The organism is Castellaniella sp. (genome assembly GCF_034007085.1).
In the GTDB taxonomy this organism is placed as follows: Bacteria; Pseudomonadota; Gammaproteobacteria; order Burkholderiales; family Burkholderiaceae_B; genus Castellaniella.
This window is the reverse complement of the sequence record NZ_JAVERO010000040.1, coordinates 1-16,604: the sequence shown is the minus strand read 5'-3', so window position 1 is coordinate 16,604 and position 16,604 is coordinate 1. Positions and strand designations below refer to the sequence as shown.

The window sequence follows — 16,604 nt, the reverse complement described above, 5'->3', positions numbered from 1 at the left end:
CGCCTGATCGATCAAGACTGCGGCGGGCGTGATTCGGCCGAATCGAGGTTCAGATCGATGTCCTGCAGCCGTTCGCGCACCATGGATTCCGTCACCTGCGGAAGCGCTTCGTCCCGGGCGGCATTGGCCCGTCTCAGCAGCCAGGCAATGATGAACACGATCAGGGCCAGCAGACCCGTCATCACCCCCAGCAGATGGTCCTGCAGCCAGGATGCTCGATCCTGGGCATGCTCGGATGGCTGCAGTTCGGCCTCCTGGACTGCCGGGCTGGCGGCGCTGGCAGTGGGCGCAGCAAGGCTTCCGGGGCCGTTGCTGGCCGGGCCCGCCCCCGCACCAAGGGCACCCGCTGCGCCAGCAGGCGCCCCGTCCGCAGACGAGGCCTCAGCGGCCTGGGCGGCGGCGTCCTGGCTGGCCTCGCTGATCGCACTGGCGATTTCCTGGATCGAATGCCCAATGGCCTCGGCACCCTGGGCAACGGCATTGCTCGCGGCCTTGCCCTGGGATTGCAGCGCCTGATTCAAATGCTCAACGTTGTCCTGCAGCTGACTGACCCGGGTTTCGGCGTCTTTCAGGGCATGCCCGCGTGCCGTGCGGGCGTCGGCAGCCGCATCGGTGCCGTTCTGCTGGCTGGACTCGCTCAGGCGCAAGCGATCACCCGCCGCACCGGCAGGTCGGGCGTCCGCTCGTGATTCAGCGGACGAAACCGTTCCCGCCGCAGCCTGTCCGGCACTTGCTGACGCGGCTCCACTCGCCAGCCGTCCACGCATCTGCGCGAAAGCCACCGCCTGGTCCTGGAACTGGCGGCGAGCCTCGGCATCGGAGATCGACAGCATCTCGTTGATGTCAGGCACGGCCAGCGATGCGCCGGCACGCACCAGATTGACGTTGCCCCGGATGAACGCCTGCGGATTGGCACGCTGCAAGGCCATCATCAACTGGTAGATGGATACCCCATCGACCGCATGGCGGCGGCTGATGGCAAACATCGTATCGCCCCGCCGCACGGCGATCGCACCAGCCGGCACCCGCCGGGTACTGGCATGGGGCGCGGCTGCCCTCACGGCGGCGGCCGAAGCCCCCTGCCCGGCTGCCTGGACCGGGCCGGAAGCCGCCGCTGTGCGTGCGGGACCCGATGCGATCAAAGACACCTGATAGCGCTGTTCGCCCGTGGCCGTGCGCACGTCCAGCAGCAGATCGGCCAGATTTCCGGTAAAAGCCTGCCCCGAACCAATTCGCAGCACGCGGCGCCCATCCGGCTGGGCGGCGGTATCCACGGAAACGGACAGACTGTCGAGCGGAACCGGGGGCGTCAAGCCTGCCTGGGCCCAGTCGGCAGCCGGTGCGGGCCGGGCCGACAGCGCCTGCAGATCGGCGTCCGTCAGGCCAGAGACCGGGACCAGGATCAACAAGGGCTCACCCGCCCCTGAAGCCAGGCGCGCGTGACCGAAAGTCGCGGCCTGAACGGCCCCACCCGTCAGAAAAGCCAGCGCCAGAACGCCAGCGGCCCGGCGGATGCGCCTGGAAGCAGGCCTGGCCCTGCGGGCAGGACTGCAAAGGCAAATCGAAGACATGAGGCGGGGATTTTTTTCCATGTGTTTTCGCTCAGAGTTCACCCAGGGCAATGCGCAGCATGCGGCGCAGGGGTTCTGCGGCCCCCCACAGCAACTGATCGCCGACCGTGAAGGCGCTGAGATACTGAGGCCCCATCGACATCTTGCGCAAGCGCCCCACAGGAATGTTCAGCGTGCCGGTCACGGCGACGGGGGTCAGGTCCCGCATGGAGGACTCGCGATCGTTGGACACCAGACGGGACCATTGAGTGCCGGTGCGCACGGCATCGTTGATTTCGTCCAGGGGGATGTCGCGCCGCAATTTGATGGTCAGCGCCTGGCTGTGGCAACGCATGGCGCCGATCCGCACGCACAGGCCATCGACCGGGACCGGGTCGGTACCGAAGCCTGGGCCGCGCCCGAGAATCTTGTTGGTTTCGGCGCCGCCTTTCCATTCCTCGCGCGACATGCCGTTACCCAGATCCTTGTCGATCCAGGGGATCAGGCTGCCGCCCAGGGGGACCCCGAAATTTTCCTGGGGCAGATCGGGATTCTGCTGCGCCTGCAACACGCCCCGGTCGATGTCGAGAATGGCCGAGGCCGGATCGGCAAGCTGCGCGCCCACCGCCTGGTTGAGCAATCCGAACTGGGTCAGCAGTTCGCGCATGTGGCGCGCGCCGCCGCCCGAAGCCGCCTGATAGGTCATGGAGCTCATCCATTCGACCATGTCGGCCTTGAACAGGCCGGCCAGGCCCATCAGCATGCAGCTGACCGTGCAGTTGCCCCCAATGAAATCACGCACGCCGCGCTGCAGGGCGGCATCGATCACCGGACGATTGACCGGATCCAGGACGATGATGGCATCGTCTTTCATGCGCAGGGTGCTGGCCGCGTCGATCCACAGGCCGGTCCAGCCAGCGGCACGCAGTTTCGGATAGACGCTGGAGGTGTAATCCCCGCCCTGAGCGGTGACGATGATCGGCAGCTTGCGCAGAGCGTCGATATCGTGGGCATCCTGCAAAGGGCCTGCACCCGCCGCCCACGACGGCGCCGCCCCACCCGCATTGCTGGTGGAAAAGAAGACCGGTTCGAACAGATCGAAGTCCTTTTCGTCGCGCATGCGCTGCATGAGCACCGAACCGACCATCCCGCGCCAACCGACCAAACCGACTGCCTGAGCCATAGAATTCCTGCCTGAACCTTGAAAGTGGATATATGAACGTTTAGTGTAATGCCTCAGTTTAATGCCATCAGCACGGCATCACCCATTTCCGAGGTCGAAACCCGTGTGGTGCCGGCCTCGTGGATGTCCGCCGTACGCAGGCCCCGAGCCAGTACCGCTTGCACTGCGGCCTCGATCCGCTCGGCGGCCGGGGCCGCGTCCAGGGAATAGCGCAGCATCATGGCGGCCGACAGGATGGTCGCCAGGGGGTTGGCAATGTTCTGTCCGGCGATGTCCGGCGCCGAGCCGTGGCTGGGCTCGTACAAGCCCTGGCGGCTGGCATTCAGCGATGCAGAGGGCAGCATGCCGATGGAACCCGTCAGCATCGCGGCCTCGTCCGACAGGATGTCGCCGAACAGATTGCCGGTCACCACCACGTCGAATGCCTTGGGTTCGCGCACCAGTTGCATGGCAGCATTGTCCACGTACATGTGGGAGAGTTCGACCTTGGGATATTCGCGGGCCACGTCGATCATGATGTCGCGCCAGAACTGAGAGGTTTCCAGCACATTGGCCTTGTCCACGCTGCACAGCCGACCCTGGCGCTGCGCGGCGGCCTGGAAGGCCACATGGGCGATCCGGCGGATTTCGGATTCAGCGTAGTGCATCGTGTCGTAGCCCTGGCGTTCGCCCGCGAATGGGCCGTCCTCCAGCGTGCGCACGCCGCGCGGCTGACCAAAGTAGATATCGCCCGTCAATTCGCGCACGATCAGGATATCCAGGCCCGCCACGATTTCGGGCTTGAGCGACGAGGCGTTGGCCAATTCCGGGTACAGGATCGCCGGGCGCAGATTGGCAAACAGGCCCAGGGCCTTGCGCAGGCCCAGCACAGCCTGTTCTGGGCGCAGGGCGCGTTCCAGTTTGTCGTATTTCCAGTCGCCCACGGCGCCGAACAGCACGGCATCGGACTGTTTGGCCAAAGCCAGCGTGCCTTCGGGCAGGGGATGGCCCTGGGCGGCATAGGCAGCGCCGCCCACCGGCGCTTCGGACAGTTCCAGGTCCAGCCCCAAGGCCGGCGCGCGCAGCACGCGCACCGCCTGCTCGATGATTTCCGGGCCGATGCCGTCACCCGGCAGGACTGCGATGCGAGATGTCATGAACAATTCCGTTGAAGAGACAATGAAAAGATCAGCGGTCGCCGGGATTCTGACGAACCAGCCAGGGATGACGGGCCAGACGGTCGGCCTCGAAGGCGCGGATCATGTCTGCGCGCAGCAGCGTCTGGCCGATTTCGTCCAGTCCCTTGAGCAGCGATTCCTTGCGATAGGCATCGACCTCGAAAGACAGTTCTTCGCCGCTGGCCGTGACCACGCGCTGGCGTTCCAGATCGATGGTCAGGGCATAGCCGGGAAAGGCCTTGACCTCGTCGAACAGGCGCGCCACCTGGGAATCCGGCAGCACGATGGGCAACAGGCCGTTCTTGAAGCTGTTGTTGAAGAAGATGTCCGCAAACGATGGCGCGATGATGGCGCGAAAACCATACTGCTGCAGGGCCCAGGGGGCGTGCTCCCGGCTGGATCCGCAGCCGAAGTTCTTGCGTGCCAGCAGGATCGAGGCGCCTTGGTAGCGCGGCTGGTTGAGTACGAAATCCGGGTTCAGTGGGCGCCGGCTGTTGTCCATGCCGGGCTCGCCGTGATCCAGATAGCGCAGTTCATCGAACAGGTTCGGCCCGAAGCCGGTGCGCTTGATGGATTTGAGGAACTGCTTGGGGATGATCAGGTCGGTGTCGACGTTTTCCCGGTCCAGGGGGGCCACCAGGCCCTTGTGCGTAGTGAAGGCTTGCATGACGACTCCTAGCCCAGGCGGCGAATATCGACGAAATGACCGGCCACCGCGGCAGCGGCGGCCATGGCGGGACTGACGAGATGGGTGCGCCCCCCCTGCCCCTGACGGCCCTCGAAATTGCGATTCGAGGTCGAGGCGCAGCGTTCGCCCGGTTCCAGCCGGTCGGCGTTCATGGCCAGGCACATCGAACAGCCCGGCTCGCGCCATTCGAATCCGGCGGCCAGAAAGATCTGGTCCAGGCCTTCGCGCTCGGCCTGGGCCTTGACCAGTCCCGAACCCGGCACGACCATGGCCTGACGCACATTGGCAGCCACCCGGCGGCCCTTGGCGACTGCGGCAGCAGCGCGCAGGTCCTCGATGCGGGCATTGGTGCAGGACCCGATGAACACACGATCCACGCGGATATCGGTCATGGGCATATTGGGCTCGAGCCCCATGTACTGCAATGCGCGCTCCATGCCGCTGCGGCGGACATCGTCCTTTTCCTTGTCCGGGTCGGGCACCCGGGCATCGATCGGCACGACCATTTCGGGCGAGGTTCCCCAGCTGACCTGAGGCGCGATCTGCGCGGCATCGATCTCGACTACACGGTCAAAGACCGCACCCGGATCGGAATGCAGGGTGTGCCAGTACGCCACGGCCCGATCCCAATCCTCGCCCTCGGGCGCGTAGGGCCGGCCCTTGAAATAGTCGATCGTGGTCTGGTCCACGGCCACTATGCCTGACCGGGCGCCGGCCTCGATGGCCATATTGCAGACCGTCATGCGCCCTTCCATGGAAAGCGCCCGCACCGTGCTGCCGCCGAATTCGATCGCATAGCCGGTGCCGCCTGCCGTGCCGATCTGGCCGATCACGTAGAGCACCAGATCCTTGGCCGTGCAGCCAAAGGGCAGCTTGCCTTCGACCCGCACCAGCATGCTGCGGCTCTTTTTCATCAGCAGCGTCTGCGTGGCCAGCACGTGCTCGACCTCGGAAGTCCCGATACCAAAGGCCAGCGCCCCCATGGCGCCGTGCGTGCTGGTATGTGAATCACCGCAGACCACGGTCATGCCCGGCAGGGTCGCGCCCTGTTCCGGCCCGATCACATGGACGATCCCCTGGCGGCGATCATTCATGCGGAATTCGGTGATGCCATGGATTTCGCAGTTCCGGTCCAGGGTTTCGACCTGCAGGCGCGATACCGGGTCCTGGATGCCCTCGCTGCGGGCCGTCGTAGGCACGTTGTGGTCGGCCACGGCCAGATTGGCGGAAACACGCCAGGGTTTGCGGCCAGCCAGTTCCAGGCCTTCGAAGGCCTGCGGGCTGGTGACCTCGTGGACGAGATGGCGGTCAATGTACAGCAGACAGGTGCCGTCCGGCCCCTGGTGCACCACATGGGCGTCCCAGAGTTTGTCGTACAGGGTTTGGGGCATGATCGTGGTCTCTGAAATCGAACAATGAATGCCTTGCGCGCGCTGCGCGCAGGTGTTGAATTCATTATGCCAGTGTGACTTTTTCGAACAAGGCCAACGCTTATCCTGGTATCAGCGATAACTGGTACCAGATTGATCAGGGTGAACAGGCCCTAGCGGGTCTTCCCCTGATACAGGGGAAGCACGATGTCGGAAGCCTGTCGCAGGTCTGCGATCCGGCTTTGCGATGACGGATGGGTGGACAGGATTTCCGGTGGCGCCTGGCCCCCGGCACGTTCCATTTTCTGCCACAAGGTGATGGCGGCGCGGGGATCGTAACCCGCCCGGGCGGCCAGTTCCACCCCCATGCGGTCGGCTTCGGTTTCATTGGATCGGCTGTGGGGCAAGGTGAACATGACCTGCGTCAGCGACGAACCCAGATCGGCCACGGCCTGGCTGCCGGTGATGGCTGACAGGACCGACAGGCCGATGCCGGTGGCCATCTGGCGCGAGACTTGTTCGCGCGCGTGTTCGCGCAGGGCATGCGAGATTTCGTGCCCCAGCACTGCCGCCAGTTCGGCATCCGTCGGCTGGATTTTTTCCAGCAGGCCGGTATAGACCGCGATCTTGCCGCCCGGCATGCACCAGGCATTGATCTCGGGCGATTTCAGCACATGGATTTCCCAGGCCCAATGACGCGCATCCGGCCGGAACGTGCCGACCTGGGCGATGAGCCTGCGGGATATGGCTTGAACCCGTTTCGTCTGCGCCGCCGAATTATCCAGGGTACCCTGGGCCCTGGCCTTGGCCAGAATCTGGCGATACTGGTCTGCCGCCTCGCGATTCAGTTCGGCCTCGGACACCAGCGTGGACATGGTCTGGGTGCGGTTCACCCCCACCAGCCCCGACTGGGTCGTCTGCACCTGGGCGCAGGCGGCCAACAGTACCGCAACCCCCACCCCGACCGCCGGACGCGAGATCCCGCGCAGCACCCCTCGTGTATTCGTGTGTTTCATGATGACCCCGGAATGGCATCGTTCAGCCGCACTGGCCCCGATGACGCAGCGCATGATCCATCAGCACGATGGCCAGCAGCGCCTCGGCAATGGGTGTGGCGCGGATCGCCACACAAGGATCGTGGCGACCCAGCGTCTGCACCATGACCGGCTCGTTGGCCCGGTTCACGGAACGGCGTTCGATGCGGATGCTGGACGTGGGTTTGACCGCAAGCGACACGCGCAGCGGCTGGCCGGAAGAAATCCCCCCCAGCACGCCCCCGGCATGATTGCCCATGAAACCGTCGGGGCCAAGTTCGTCGCCATGTTCGGAGCCGCGCATGGACACGCAATCGAAGCCCGAGCCGATCGCCACCCCCTTGACGGCATTCAGACCCATCATGGCATGGGCGATGTCCGCGTCCAGGCGATCATAGATGGGTTCCCCCCAGCCTGCGGGCAGGCCTTCGGCAGTGACCTCGATGCGGGCGCCAATGGAATCGCCATCATGGCGCAGGCGGTCCATGAAATCCTCGAGTTCCGGCACGATGCCAGCATTGGGCGCGTAGAAGGGATTTTGCGCAACGGCGTCCCAGGATTCGAACGGGATCGGGATCGGCCCGAGCTGACTCATGTAGCCGCGGATGCGCACACCGTATTCCTGCAGCAGCCATTTGCGCGCCACCGCGCCAGCCGCCACCGTGGGTGCGGTCAGGCGCGCCGAGGAACGTCCTCCGCCACGGGGGTCGCGCACACCATATTTTTTCCAGTAGGCATAGTCGGCATGACCGGGACGGAAGGTATCGGCAATATTGCTGTAGTCCTTGCTGCGCGCATCGGTGTTCCGGATCAGCAGGCCAATGGGCGTGCCGGTGGTCACCCCTTCGAACACGCCCGACAGGATTTCCACCGTGTCCGGTTCGCGGCGCTGGGTCACGTGACGCGAAGTGCCCGGCCTGCGCCGGTCGAGTTCGGCCTGGATGTCCGCCTCGGACAGGGCCATGCCCGGCGGGCAGCCATCGATGACGGCACCAATGGCCGGGCCATGGGATTCGCCGAAATTGGTGACACGAAACAGGTGGCCGAGCGTATTTCCGGACATGGATGGAGATTCTCGTGAGGGCCCCGTCAAGGGCCAGGGCAGAAGGAACGCGTGCGCAGGAGCACGCACGGCCGATTATCGCATCTTTGCCATCGATGGGCCGTCTGGCAAGCCCCTTGACTCCGTAGTCCGGTACAGACCCTAGACTGCAGGCGAATGGCCCTTTCCCAGAACGATACACACACGAGACAAAAAGGACCCATCATGACCAAGTTTCGCTCCATGCGCGTTTCCACCCGGCTCATCAGCGGCTTTCTCATCGTCAGCGGCATTGCCGCCCTGATCGGCGCGATCGGCCTGTACGCCACCCGATCAGTCAACCGCATGGCCGAGACCATGTATCACCGCGACACTGTCGGCCTGCGGGACACCGCACAGGCCAATCAGCAACTCCTGATGAACGCACGCGCCATCCGCATCGCCGCACTGGCCCCCACGGCTGAAATCCGGGATGCCCAGCTGCAGGCCGTCCAGCGGCACCTGGACAATCTGGACGCCAACCTGCAACGCGCCGCGCGCGCGTTCACGACACCCGAAGAATCCGGTTTGCTGAAAGAGGCCCAGGCCGCATCCCGCGAATATCGAAAATACATCATGCAGGTCGCCAGCATCCTGCCCACGGAACCGCTCCAGCAGGCCCGGAAATCCGTCGGCATCCTGTACAACCAGGTCGTCCCCACCGCCAATCGCCTGGATGCGCTGATGGCACGCCTCATCCAGCATCGCCTGGACCAGGCCGAAGCCCTGAGCCAGGACACCGCCGCAATCTATACCCGCATGATCTGGCTCATCACAGGCCTGACGGCAGGCGGCGTGCTGCTGGGCCTGCTGATCGGCCTGACCCTCACCCGCAGCCTGTCCCGCGCGCTGGGCGGCGAACCCGAAGACGTGGCGCAAGTCGCCAGAGACGTCGCCGAAGGCCAGCTGGGCACCCCGATCGACACCTCCCGCGCGAGCGCCGGCAGCGTGATGCAGGCCATGCAGCACATGCAAACCTCGCTGCGCAGCATCGTCGGCACCGTCAGAACAGGCAGCGACCACATTGCCAGCGGGTCAGAGCAGATCCGACTGGGCAACACCGATCTGGCCCAGCGCACGGAACAGCAGGCCGCCGACATCACCGAAACCGCCGCCGCCATGGACCAGCTGTCGAGCACCGTGGCCGCGACGGCGCAGGCCATGCGCCAGGCGGCCCAGTTTTCGTCGGATGCCAGCCAGGCTGCAGAACAAGGTGGTCAGCGCATCGAATCCATCGTCCAGACCATGCAGGGCATCCAGGAAGTCTCGCACGAGGTGGCCGGCATCGTGCAGGTCATCGACAGCATCGCCTTCCAGACCAACATCCTGGCGCTGAATGCCGCCGTCGAGGCCGCCCGGGCGGGCGAACAGGGCCGGGGCTTCGCCGTCGTGGCGGGCGAAGTCCGCGCCCTGGCCCAGAAAAGCGCACAAGCAGCCCGTGAAATCACGGCGCTGATCACCAAAAGCGCGGAACGCACCGATGCCGGCGCCCAGGCCATCGAACAGGCAGGCACGGAAATCCGCTCGCTGGTGGACAAGATCCGGCAGGTCGCCGAACTGATCGATTCAGTGGACGCCGCCACAGCCGAACAGACCTCCGGGCTGAGCCAGATCAATGCCGCTGTCGGCCAGCTCAACGACATCACGCAGCAAAACGCCGCGCTGGTCGAAGAATCGGCCGCCGCCGCAGCCAGCCTCAGCGAACAGGCCCGCCAACTGCTGGGCGTCGTACGTCAGTTCCGCACCGAAAAAGACATGGGACCTGCAGCGCTTCAGGAAGGCGCCATGGTTGCGCTGTCCGGCTTGCAGGGGGCCTGATGGCCTCCCCGCAATGGGCATGACGCGCAATCTCTCTGTCGCTGGCATTGGGACAGAATGGATTCCAGGCCCTGGACCGTCTTGCCCAGCCCCTGGATCAGGGTATGCAGAGAGCGGATTTTTTCCTGGACGAGATCCTGGACCTGGGCGCAGCTGACTTCCGAAATCGGCTTGCACAGCACTGCGATTTCGTCCAGGGAAAACCCCCAGGCCTGGGCCCGCTTGATGAAGCAGATCCGTTCGACGATGTCCTGGGAATAGCGCCGATGGGCCCCCAGGATTCTTTCCGGCACGGCGACCAGACCACGCCGCTGGTAATAGCGAATGGTCTCCACGCTCACGCCTGCCTGCTTTGCGGCACGACTGATGTTCAATGCATCACCTCATGAATTCCTTGATTCCGTACCCAGGTACGGACGTTAGATTGCCCACGGCAATCAGGAACTCATGAAGGCTTCGGACCAGCACGCCAGGTATGCAGGTCGATCACAAAACCATGGTCACACTTGCTAACGACTATGTTATCCGTAAACAAAATCATTTGACCAGAAACACAGTTGACCAGAAACACAGTTGACCAGAAACACAGCCCCGAAGACGCGCCGCATGGCAGAAACCACACAAGGAAACCAGGCGGAAAGCTTGTCGCCCGCAGCGCAGATCAACCAGATACTGGACATCGGCCGGAACGCGCACGGCCCCCTGGCTTCCCTGAGACACGCGCTGGAGAATCAGGAATTCCGCCTGGCCTACCAACCCATCATCGATCTGCGCAGCCGCAAGCCGATCGGACTTGAGGCGCTGCTGCGCTGGCCCCAGGCAGGCATCGGGCCGGACGTCTTCATCCCGATGGCCGAACACGGCGGCCTCATCCGCGACATCACACGGTGCGTCTGCCATCTGGCAGCCAAAGACTGGGCCCTGTGCCGCCTGCCCGCCGGGGCGCGGTTGTCGATCAATCTGTCGGCCGCAGACGCCGAGTCCATGGAAACCGTTGCCTTGCTGACTGAACTGGCCGAAAGCCTGGGCGGCGGCATGGCACTGAGCGTCGAATTGACTGAACGCGCCCTGCTGGCACCTGGGCGCTGCAAGCCGGTCCTGCAGGCCATCCACGCACTCGGCATCCAGATCCACCTGGATGATTTTGGCGTCGGCTATGCCAATTTCAAGTCCTTGATCGAACTGCCGCTGGATGGCATCAAGATCGACCACAGCCTGATCCGTCACATCGAGTCATCGGGTGCAGCACGGCTGGTCATCCGGCATCTCGCCCGATTAGCCAAGGACCTTGGGCTGACAGTCACGACCGAAGGCGTCGAAACCGAAGCCCAGGCGCAGGCACTCAGATCCATGGGCATCCACCGCGCCCAGGGCTGGCTGTTCGGCCTGCCCAGGTATATCGAGGATTATCCGCTCGCTTCGTGACGATCCGGCCCTGCACCACCCTGTGGTCCAGCAGGCCCGCCCGCCTGGCCTGTCAGGCAGGCCAGGCCACAGGAGCGGCGATTCTGTTCGCAAGGCACACCGCCCAGCGCATCCTGCAGATGCCCCAAGCGTCTGCGCAGGTCTTGCAGCACACAGCGCGTTGCACGGATCTGCCGCTCGATGGCCTCGCGTACGTCCAGGCAGGCCCGGGTTTCGCCTTGCAGCAGCGCCCGGATCTCTTCCAGCGTGAACCCCAGTGTCCGCAACAGGCGAATCCGGACGATCCGGTCCACATCGTCGGCTATGTAATTGCGGTAGGCCCCGGATGGACGAGACGGCACGCGCAACAAACCGCGTTGCTGGTAGTAACGGACCGTTTCAATCCCCACGCCGGCCTGGCGGGCCAGTTCGCCGATTTTCATGCCCATCTGACTCATCGTCGCTCCAAGGAGCCAGTCACACACATGATACGGCCCACCCGATCCAGCTGGCTTGAGCCAGGTCATCAGGACGAACAGCTCACCGGCACCACCGGTTCGCCAGCGGCGGGAGGACAGGCGTAGCACTCGAAGCCCGGGCGCTCCGTGTACGGATCCCGCAACACGGTCAGCAGGCGATCGATCTCCGTGGCATCGCCCTGCTGCGCCGCCTCGATGGCACGCTGCGCCAGGTGATTGCGCAGCACATAGACAGGGTTGACCTGACGCATGGCGATCCGGCGCGCATCGGCGTCCCCGCCCTGCTCCGCCAACCGGACCCGGTAGCGGTCCAGCCAGGCCCGGGCCGGCTCAGGATCGGCAAACAGCGCCAACCAGGCATCGGCATCCCGGTCGACATCCGCCAGCCGGCGAAAGGCCAGCGTGAAATCGGCCCGCTGCGCATGCAGCAGGCCCCACCAGCCTTCTTCGAGTTCGGCATCATCCGCCCGCCAGGCATCCAGGCCCAGCTTGCGCGCCAGACCGTCGCGATAGGCCGCCAGGAAATCCGCCTCGAAGGACGCCAGGCTGGATTCCAGTGCGGGCACCTCGCAGCCCAGCACCCGCAGGCTGCCCGCCAGGCGGTACAGATTCCAGCGCGCCACTGCCGGCTGGGCGTTCCAGGCGTAACGTCCGGCCGTATCGCTGTGATTGCAGATGTGATCGGCCTGAAAAGCGTCCATGAATCCGTACGGGCCATAATCCAGCGTCAGCCCCAGGATGGACATATTGTCGGTGTTCATCACCCCGTGGCAGAAGCCCACAAGCTGCCACTGGGCCATCAGGCGCGCCGTCCGCCGCGCCACTGCGGCCAGCATCCGGCAGGCCATGGTAGATGGATCCGTTTCGCCGCCGACCCTGTCCCGGCAATCGGGATACCAGTGTTCGACCACGTAGTCGAGCAGGGCCTGTTGTTCGTGATGCGAATGGCTCCAGTGCTCGAAATGGCCGAACCGCACGAAGCTGGGTGCCAGGCGGGTGACGACGGCAGCGGTTTCGACGGTTTCACGCACCACCGGATCGCTGGAAGCGACCAGCGCCAGCGCCCGGGTCGTCGGAATGCCCAGGCCAGCCATGGCCTCGCTGGCCAGATATTCGCGCACGCTGGAACGCAACACCGCCCAGCCATCGCCCATGCGGGAATACGGCGTGCGGCCCGAGCCCTTGAGCTGGATTTCCCACACCCCCGCAGGCGTCTGCACATCGCCCAGCAGATGCGCACGGCCATCGCCCAGCTGTCCGGCCCAGACGCCGAACTGATGGCCACTGTAGGCTGTGGCCAAGGGCGGGATGTCCGCCAGCCGACCACTGCCGGCACACAGCGCCAGGAAGTCGGGCGAGCGCAGCGCAGCAGCATCCAGGCCGATCAGGGCCGCCGCATCGGGATTGGCGTGCAGCAGGCGCGGCTCCCGCAACGGCCGGGGATCCACCTGGGCGTAAAAGCCGCGCGGCAGGGTCGCGAACGAACAGCCCGTGCGCAACCCGGCCAGGGAGATGGATTCAACCATGGCGCGCAGCCCGTTTGGCCGGCCGCACATACAGAATGGCGCCCAGATACAGTCCCAGCGACAGGAGGATTTCCAGGCCCGCCAACGCCCCCGACACCCGTGAAACATCGGACCAGGCACGCACCACGCCTTCCATCAGATAGAGCAGGCTCAGCATCGACACCCACTGCAGGGTGTAGATCCGTCGCCGCAGCACGCCGCTGACGGCAAACAGCAGCGGCACAGCCTTCAAGGCCAGTAACGAGCCCCCGGGGCGCAACGGCGCCCACCACAACTCCCAACCCACGCACAGGACGATCAGGCCGAACAGGCTGATGCACGCCAGGCGAAGCAACCCAGGACTGAATTTGATTTCCACGCTTTCCATGCTGGTATTATGCCGCTTCATGACGACAGCACCGCAAAATCCTGCCCCGTCCCTGGCCGAACGCCGCAACCGTGCGCTGGACATCCTGCGCTTCACACTGGATTTCGCCGCGCACCGCAAACTGACCCGGGTGGCATCCAGCCTGACGTTCACCACGGTGCTGGCGATCGTGCCGATGCTGGCCGTGGTGCTGGCACTGTTCACGGCATTTCCGCTGTTTGCCGAATTCCACCAGGCCCTGGAAACCTTTCTCAGCGAAAGCCTGCTGCCGCCTTCGGTATCGGACACCATCATGCGCTACCTGAACCAGTTCGCGGCCCAGGCGTCCGGGCTGACGGCAGTAGGCGGCGCTTTTCTGGTCGTGACCTCGATCATGCTCATCATGACGATCGACGAGGCTTTCAACGAAATCTGGAACGTCGCCCGCCAGCGCCCCATGCGCCAGCGGCTGCTGGTGTACTGGGCCATCATTTCCCTGGGGCCGATCCTGATGGGCGCCAGCCTGTGGGCCAGTTCCGTGCTGGCGCGGGAATCCCTGGGCTACATCGGCGACCTGCCCGAAGGCATCGGCCTGCTGCTCAATCTGGTGCCTTTGCTGATGTCGGTCCTGGGATTCACCGCCCTGTTCGTGTTCGTGCCCAACTGCCGCGTGCTATGGCGCGACGCTGCGCTGGGCGGCCTGGGCACGACTGCGGTGCTGGCCATCATGAAGGCCGGCTTCACCGCTTACCTGACGCGTTTTCCATCCTACACCGTCATCTACGGGGCCTTTGCCATCCTGCCGATCTTTCTGCTGTGGATCTACCTGTCCTGGCTGGTGGTGTTGATGGGCGCCACGGTCGCCTCGCTGTTGCCAGCGCTGCGGCTGCATCGCTGGGCGCTGCAACGCCAGGTCGGCGCCCAGGCCGTCGATGCCCTGGGCATCCTGCGCGTCCTGTGGCAATCACGGGGGGCGAAGTCTCCGGGGCACAGCCTGGGCTACCTGGAAAAACACCTGCGCGTCCATCCCGATGCCCTGCGCGACATGCTCGGCGCCCTGCGTGAACTGGGTTACGCCGTACCGGTCGCCGACGGCGATCAATGGGTTCTGGCCTGCGATCCGACCCAGGCCGACATCGGCCCGCTGGTGGACCGCTTGCTGATCGACCGCGCGCAGCCCGGCCTGAAACCCGGCGTGCCCGAAGCCCTGTCACATGCCCTGCTGGGCCGTCCTCCCACCCTGGATGCGCTTTTCAACATCGACGCTACCGGAAACCGGCATGATGATGCACAATGATGAACAAACAGCCGGATCACGGCAACACTGGGGATCGACATGCTGAAAGTCAATGAAATCCTGCGCGTGAAGGGACACACACTGTACACCGGGACGCCCGACATGCCGGTGCGCGAGGCCATCGCCACCATGAGCCAGCTCGACATCGGCTCGCTGGTCATCATGGACCACGGTCGGCTTGCCGGCATGCTGACCTTCCGGGAAATCATCAATCACCTGAATGCCCATGACGGCCAGGCCGGTGACTACACGGTGCGCAGCATCATGGACGACGCGCCCGTCAGCGTCACACCCAACACCGATGCAGACGAGGTCCAGCGCCTGATGCTCGACAAGCACGCCCGCTACATCCCGGTGATGGACGGGCCCACCCTGATGGGCGTGATCTCGTTCTATGACATGGCGCGCGCCATCGTCGAGGCCCAGCAGTTCGAAAACGATATGCTCAAGGCCTATATCCGTGACTGGCCAGCAGATACGTCCACCCCCCCGGCCCGCTGAAATCCTGAAAATTCAGGCCAGCACCTGCCAGGCACGCCGCAGGATGCCAGGGCCTTCGGCCCGCAGCAATGCGGGATCGGACAGCATGCGCCGCCATTGCCGTGCCCCGCGCCGGCCCGTGCGCCAGCCCAGCACGCCGCGCACCAGAATGTGCATCGGGACGCCCCGCGCATGCTGGGCGGTCACATAGTCCACCCAGGCATCCAGAACGGCTTCCGGCACGCATGGCGGATCTTCAGGCGCCATGCGGTGGTTCAGTTCAGCCAGGATGTCCGGGTGGTGCCAGGCCGCCCTGCCCAACATGACTCCATCCAGACGATCCATCCATGCCAGGCAGGCCCCGACATCCGCCAGCCCGCCGTTCAACACGAACAGGGCATCCGGAAAGTCCTGCTTCAGGCGTTCGGCGTCCGCATAGCGCAAAGGGGGTTTTTCCCGGTTGTCCTTGGGCGACAGGCCCTTCAGAACCGCGTTGCGCGCATGGACGATGAATACCCGGCAGCCCGCCTGATGCAGCAAGCCGACGAAGTCGCGTACGAACCCATAGGAATCGTCATAGTCCAGGCCCAGGCGATGCTTGACTGTCACGGGCACGGACACGGCATCCTGCATGGCGCGGACGCACTCTGCAACCAGGTGCGGCTCGGCCATCAGGCAGGCCCCGAAAGCCCCGCGCTGGACCCGTTCGGATGGGCAGCCGCAGTTCAGGTTGATCTCGTCATACCCCCAGCGTTCGCCCAAGCGGGCGCATTGCGCCAGGGCCGCCGGTTCGCTGCCGCCCAGTTGCAGGGCCACGGGATGTTCGGCCGGATCAAAGTCCAGGTGCCGCCCCGCATCGCCGTGCAACAAGGCCCCCGTCGTGACCATTTCGGTGTACAGACGGGCGCGCGGCGCAAGCAGGCGGTGAAAGTAACGGCAATAGCGATCCGTGACGTCGATCATCGGCGCCACACACAGGCGCCAGGCCGTGCGCGCCAGATCGCTGGAGGACGCCGCAGAACGGGGGGCGCCAGGCCCACCAGGTGCAGATAGGGACATACGTGATACGCTCGAACAATCCGCCATTTTAGCCGGACGCCACAGGCGACAAGCCCTCTTGCGCCGCTGGCCGGAGAGCGCTGGCTTTTCGTCTAAAATCCCGGCTGATTGATCCCGACCCGAACCCCGGCC

General features: G+C 64.8%; 16 protein-coding genes. 4 read left to right on the top strand and 12 right to left on the bottom strand.

All coding sequences use genetic code 11. The features are described 5' to 3' along the window. Positions 1 to 11: 11 nt before the first annotated feature. The 7 genes from RBR29_RS05635 to aroC form a co-directional block, all read right to left on the bottom strand. Positions 12 to 1,409: a FimV/HubP family polar landmark protein gene (locus RBR29_RS05635; protein WP_320347987.1), complete on the bottom strand. Its 1,398-nt coding sequence runs from the start codon at positions 1,407 to 1,409 to the stop codon at positions 12 to 14. A gap of 193 nt (positions 1,410 to 1,602) precedes the next feature. Beyond that, positions 1,603 to 2,733 (bottom strand): aspartate-semialdehyde dehydrogenase, encoded by a 1,131-nt coding sequence (gene asd, locus RBR29_RS05630; protein ID WP_320347986.1) that lies wholly within the window; start codon positions 2,731 to 2,733, stop codon positions 1,603 to 1,605. A gap of 53 nt (positions 2,734 to 2,786) precedes the next feature. Further along, positions 2,787 to 3,869 (bottom strand): 3-isopropylmalate dehydrogenase, encoded by a 1,083-nt coding sequence (gene leuB, locus RBR29_RS05625; RefSeq protein WP_320347985.1) that lies wholly within the window; start codon positions 3,867 to 3,869, stop codon positions 2,787 to 2,789. Between the two features lie 31 nt (positions 3,870 to 3,900). Next, positions 3,901 to 4,557, bottom strand: coding sequence for a 3-isopropylmalate dehydratase small subunit (leuD, locus tag RBR29_RS05620; RefSeq protein ID WP_320347984.1), 657 nt, complete (start codon positions 4,555 to 4,557; stop codon positions 3,901 to 3,903). 8 nt (positions 4,558 to 4,565) lie between these two features. Then, on the bottom strand, positions 4,566 to 5,969 hold the full coding sequence (gene leuC / locus RBR29_RS05615; RefSeq protein ID WP_320347983.1) for a 3-isopropylmalate dehydratase large subunit: 1,404 nt from the start codon (positions 5,967 to 5,969) through the stop codon (positions 4,566 to 4,568). A gap of 152 nt (positions 5,970 to 6,121) precedes the next feature. Then, positions 6,122 to 6,964, bottom strand: a complete 843-nt coding sequence (locus tag RBR29_RS05610) for a M48 family metallopeptidase (RefSeq protein ID WP_320347982.1) — start codon at positions 6,962 to 6,964, stop codon at positions 6,122 to 6,124. Between the two features lie 22 nt (positions 6,965 to 6,986). Next, positions 6,987 to 8,045, bottom strand: a complete 1,059-nt coding sequence (gene aroC, locus RBR29_RS05605; protein WP_320347981.1) for a chorismate synthase — start codon at positions 8,043 to 8,045, stop codon at positions 6,987 to 6,989. Between the two features lie 204 nt (positions 8,046 to 8,249). Between aroC and RBR29_RS05600 the strand changes: the two genes are divergently transcribed. Beyond that, complete coding sequence (locus RBR29_RS05600; protein ID WP_320347980.1) at positions 8,250 to 9,881, top strand: methyl-accepting chemotaxis protein; 1,632 nt, start codon at positions 8,250 to 8,252, stop codon at positions 9,879 to 9,881. On the opposite strand, the gene RBR29_RS05595 is transcribed toward RBR29_RS05600, so the two are convergent. Then, positions 9,836 to 10,255 (bottom strand): MerR family transcriptional regulator, encoded by a 420-nt coding sequence (locus RBR29_RS05595; protein WP_320347979.1) that lies wholly within the window; start codon positions 10,253 to 10,255, stop codon positions 9,836 to 9,838. The genes RBR29_RS05600 and RBR29_RS05595 overlap by 46 nt on opposite strands. 232 nt (positions 10,256 to 10,487) lie before the next feature. Here RBR29_RS05595 and RBR29_RS05590 point away from each other — a divergent pair, with 232 nt between their 5' ends. Next, complete coding sequence (locus tag RBR29_RS05590; RefSeq protein WP_320347978.1) at positions 10,488 to 11,306, top strand: EAL domain-containing protein; 819 nt, start codon at positions 10,488 to 10,490, stop codon at positions 11,304 to 11,306. Here RBR29_RS05590 and RBR29_RS05585 read toward each other — a convergent pair. The 3 genes from RBR29_RS05585 to RBR29_RS05575 form a co-directional block, all read right to left on the bottom strand. Then, positions 11,288 to 11,743 (bottom strand): MerR family transcriptional regulator, encoded by a 456-nt coding sequence (locus tag RBR29_RS05585; RefSeq protein ID WP_320347977.1) that lies wholly within the window; start codon positions 11,741 to 11,743, stop codon positions 11,288 to 11,290. The two genes, RBR29_RS05590 and RBR29_RS05585, sit on opposite strands and share 19 nt — an antisense overlap. Positions 11,744 to 11,811: 68 nt before the next feature. Beyond that, entirely contained in the window at positions 11,812 to 13,290 is a 1,479-nt protein-coding gene (locus tag RBR29_RS05580; protein WP_320347976.1) for a protein adenylyltransferase SelO family protein, read from the bottom strand. Next, complete coding sequence (locus RBR29_RS05575) at positions 13,283 to 13,648, bottom strand: DUF2069 domain-containing protein (protein ID WP_320347975.1); 366 nt, start codon at positions 13,646 to 13,648, stop codon at positions 13,283 to 13,285. The genes RBR29_RS05580 and RBR29_RS05575 overlap by 8 nt, the downstream gene beginning before the upstream one ends. Here RBR29_RS05575 and RBR29_RS05570 point away from each other — a divergent pair. Together RBR29_RS05570 and RBR29_RS05565 are read left to right on the top strand one after the other, a co-directional pair. After that, positions 13,638 to 14,933 (top strand): YihY family inner membrane protein, encoded by a 1,296-nt coding sequence (locus tag RBR29_RS05570; RefSeq protein WP_320347974.1) that lies wholly within the window; start codon positions 13,638 to 13,640, stop codon positions 14,931 to 14,933. The genes RBR29_RS05575 and RBR29_RS05570 overlap by 11 nt on opposite strands. A gap of 39 nt (positions 14,934 to 14,972) precedes the next feature. Continuing rightward, positions 14,973 to 15,434 carry a CBS domain-containing protein gene (locus RBR29_RS05565; RefSeq protein ID WP_320347973.1) on the top strand — a complete coding sequence of 154 codons (462 nt, stop codon included), beginning with the start codon at positions 14,973 to 14,975 and terminating at the stop codon, positions 15,432 to 15,434. A gap of 12 nt (positions 15,435 to 15,446) precedes the next feature. Here RBR29_RS05565 and dusA read toward each other — a convergent pair whose 3' ends face one another. Then, the gene (gene dusA / locus RBR29_RS05560) at positions 15,447 to 16,412 is read right to left on the bottom strand and encodes a tRNA dihydrouridine(20/20a) synthase DusA (RefSeq protein ID WP_320347988.1); all 966 of its coding nucleotides are present in this window, start codon (positions 16,410 to 16,412) and stop codon (positions 15,447 to 15,449) included. Between the last annotated feature and the right edge of the window lie 192 nt (positions 16,413 to 16,604).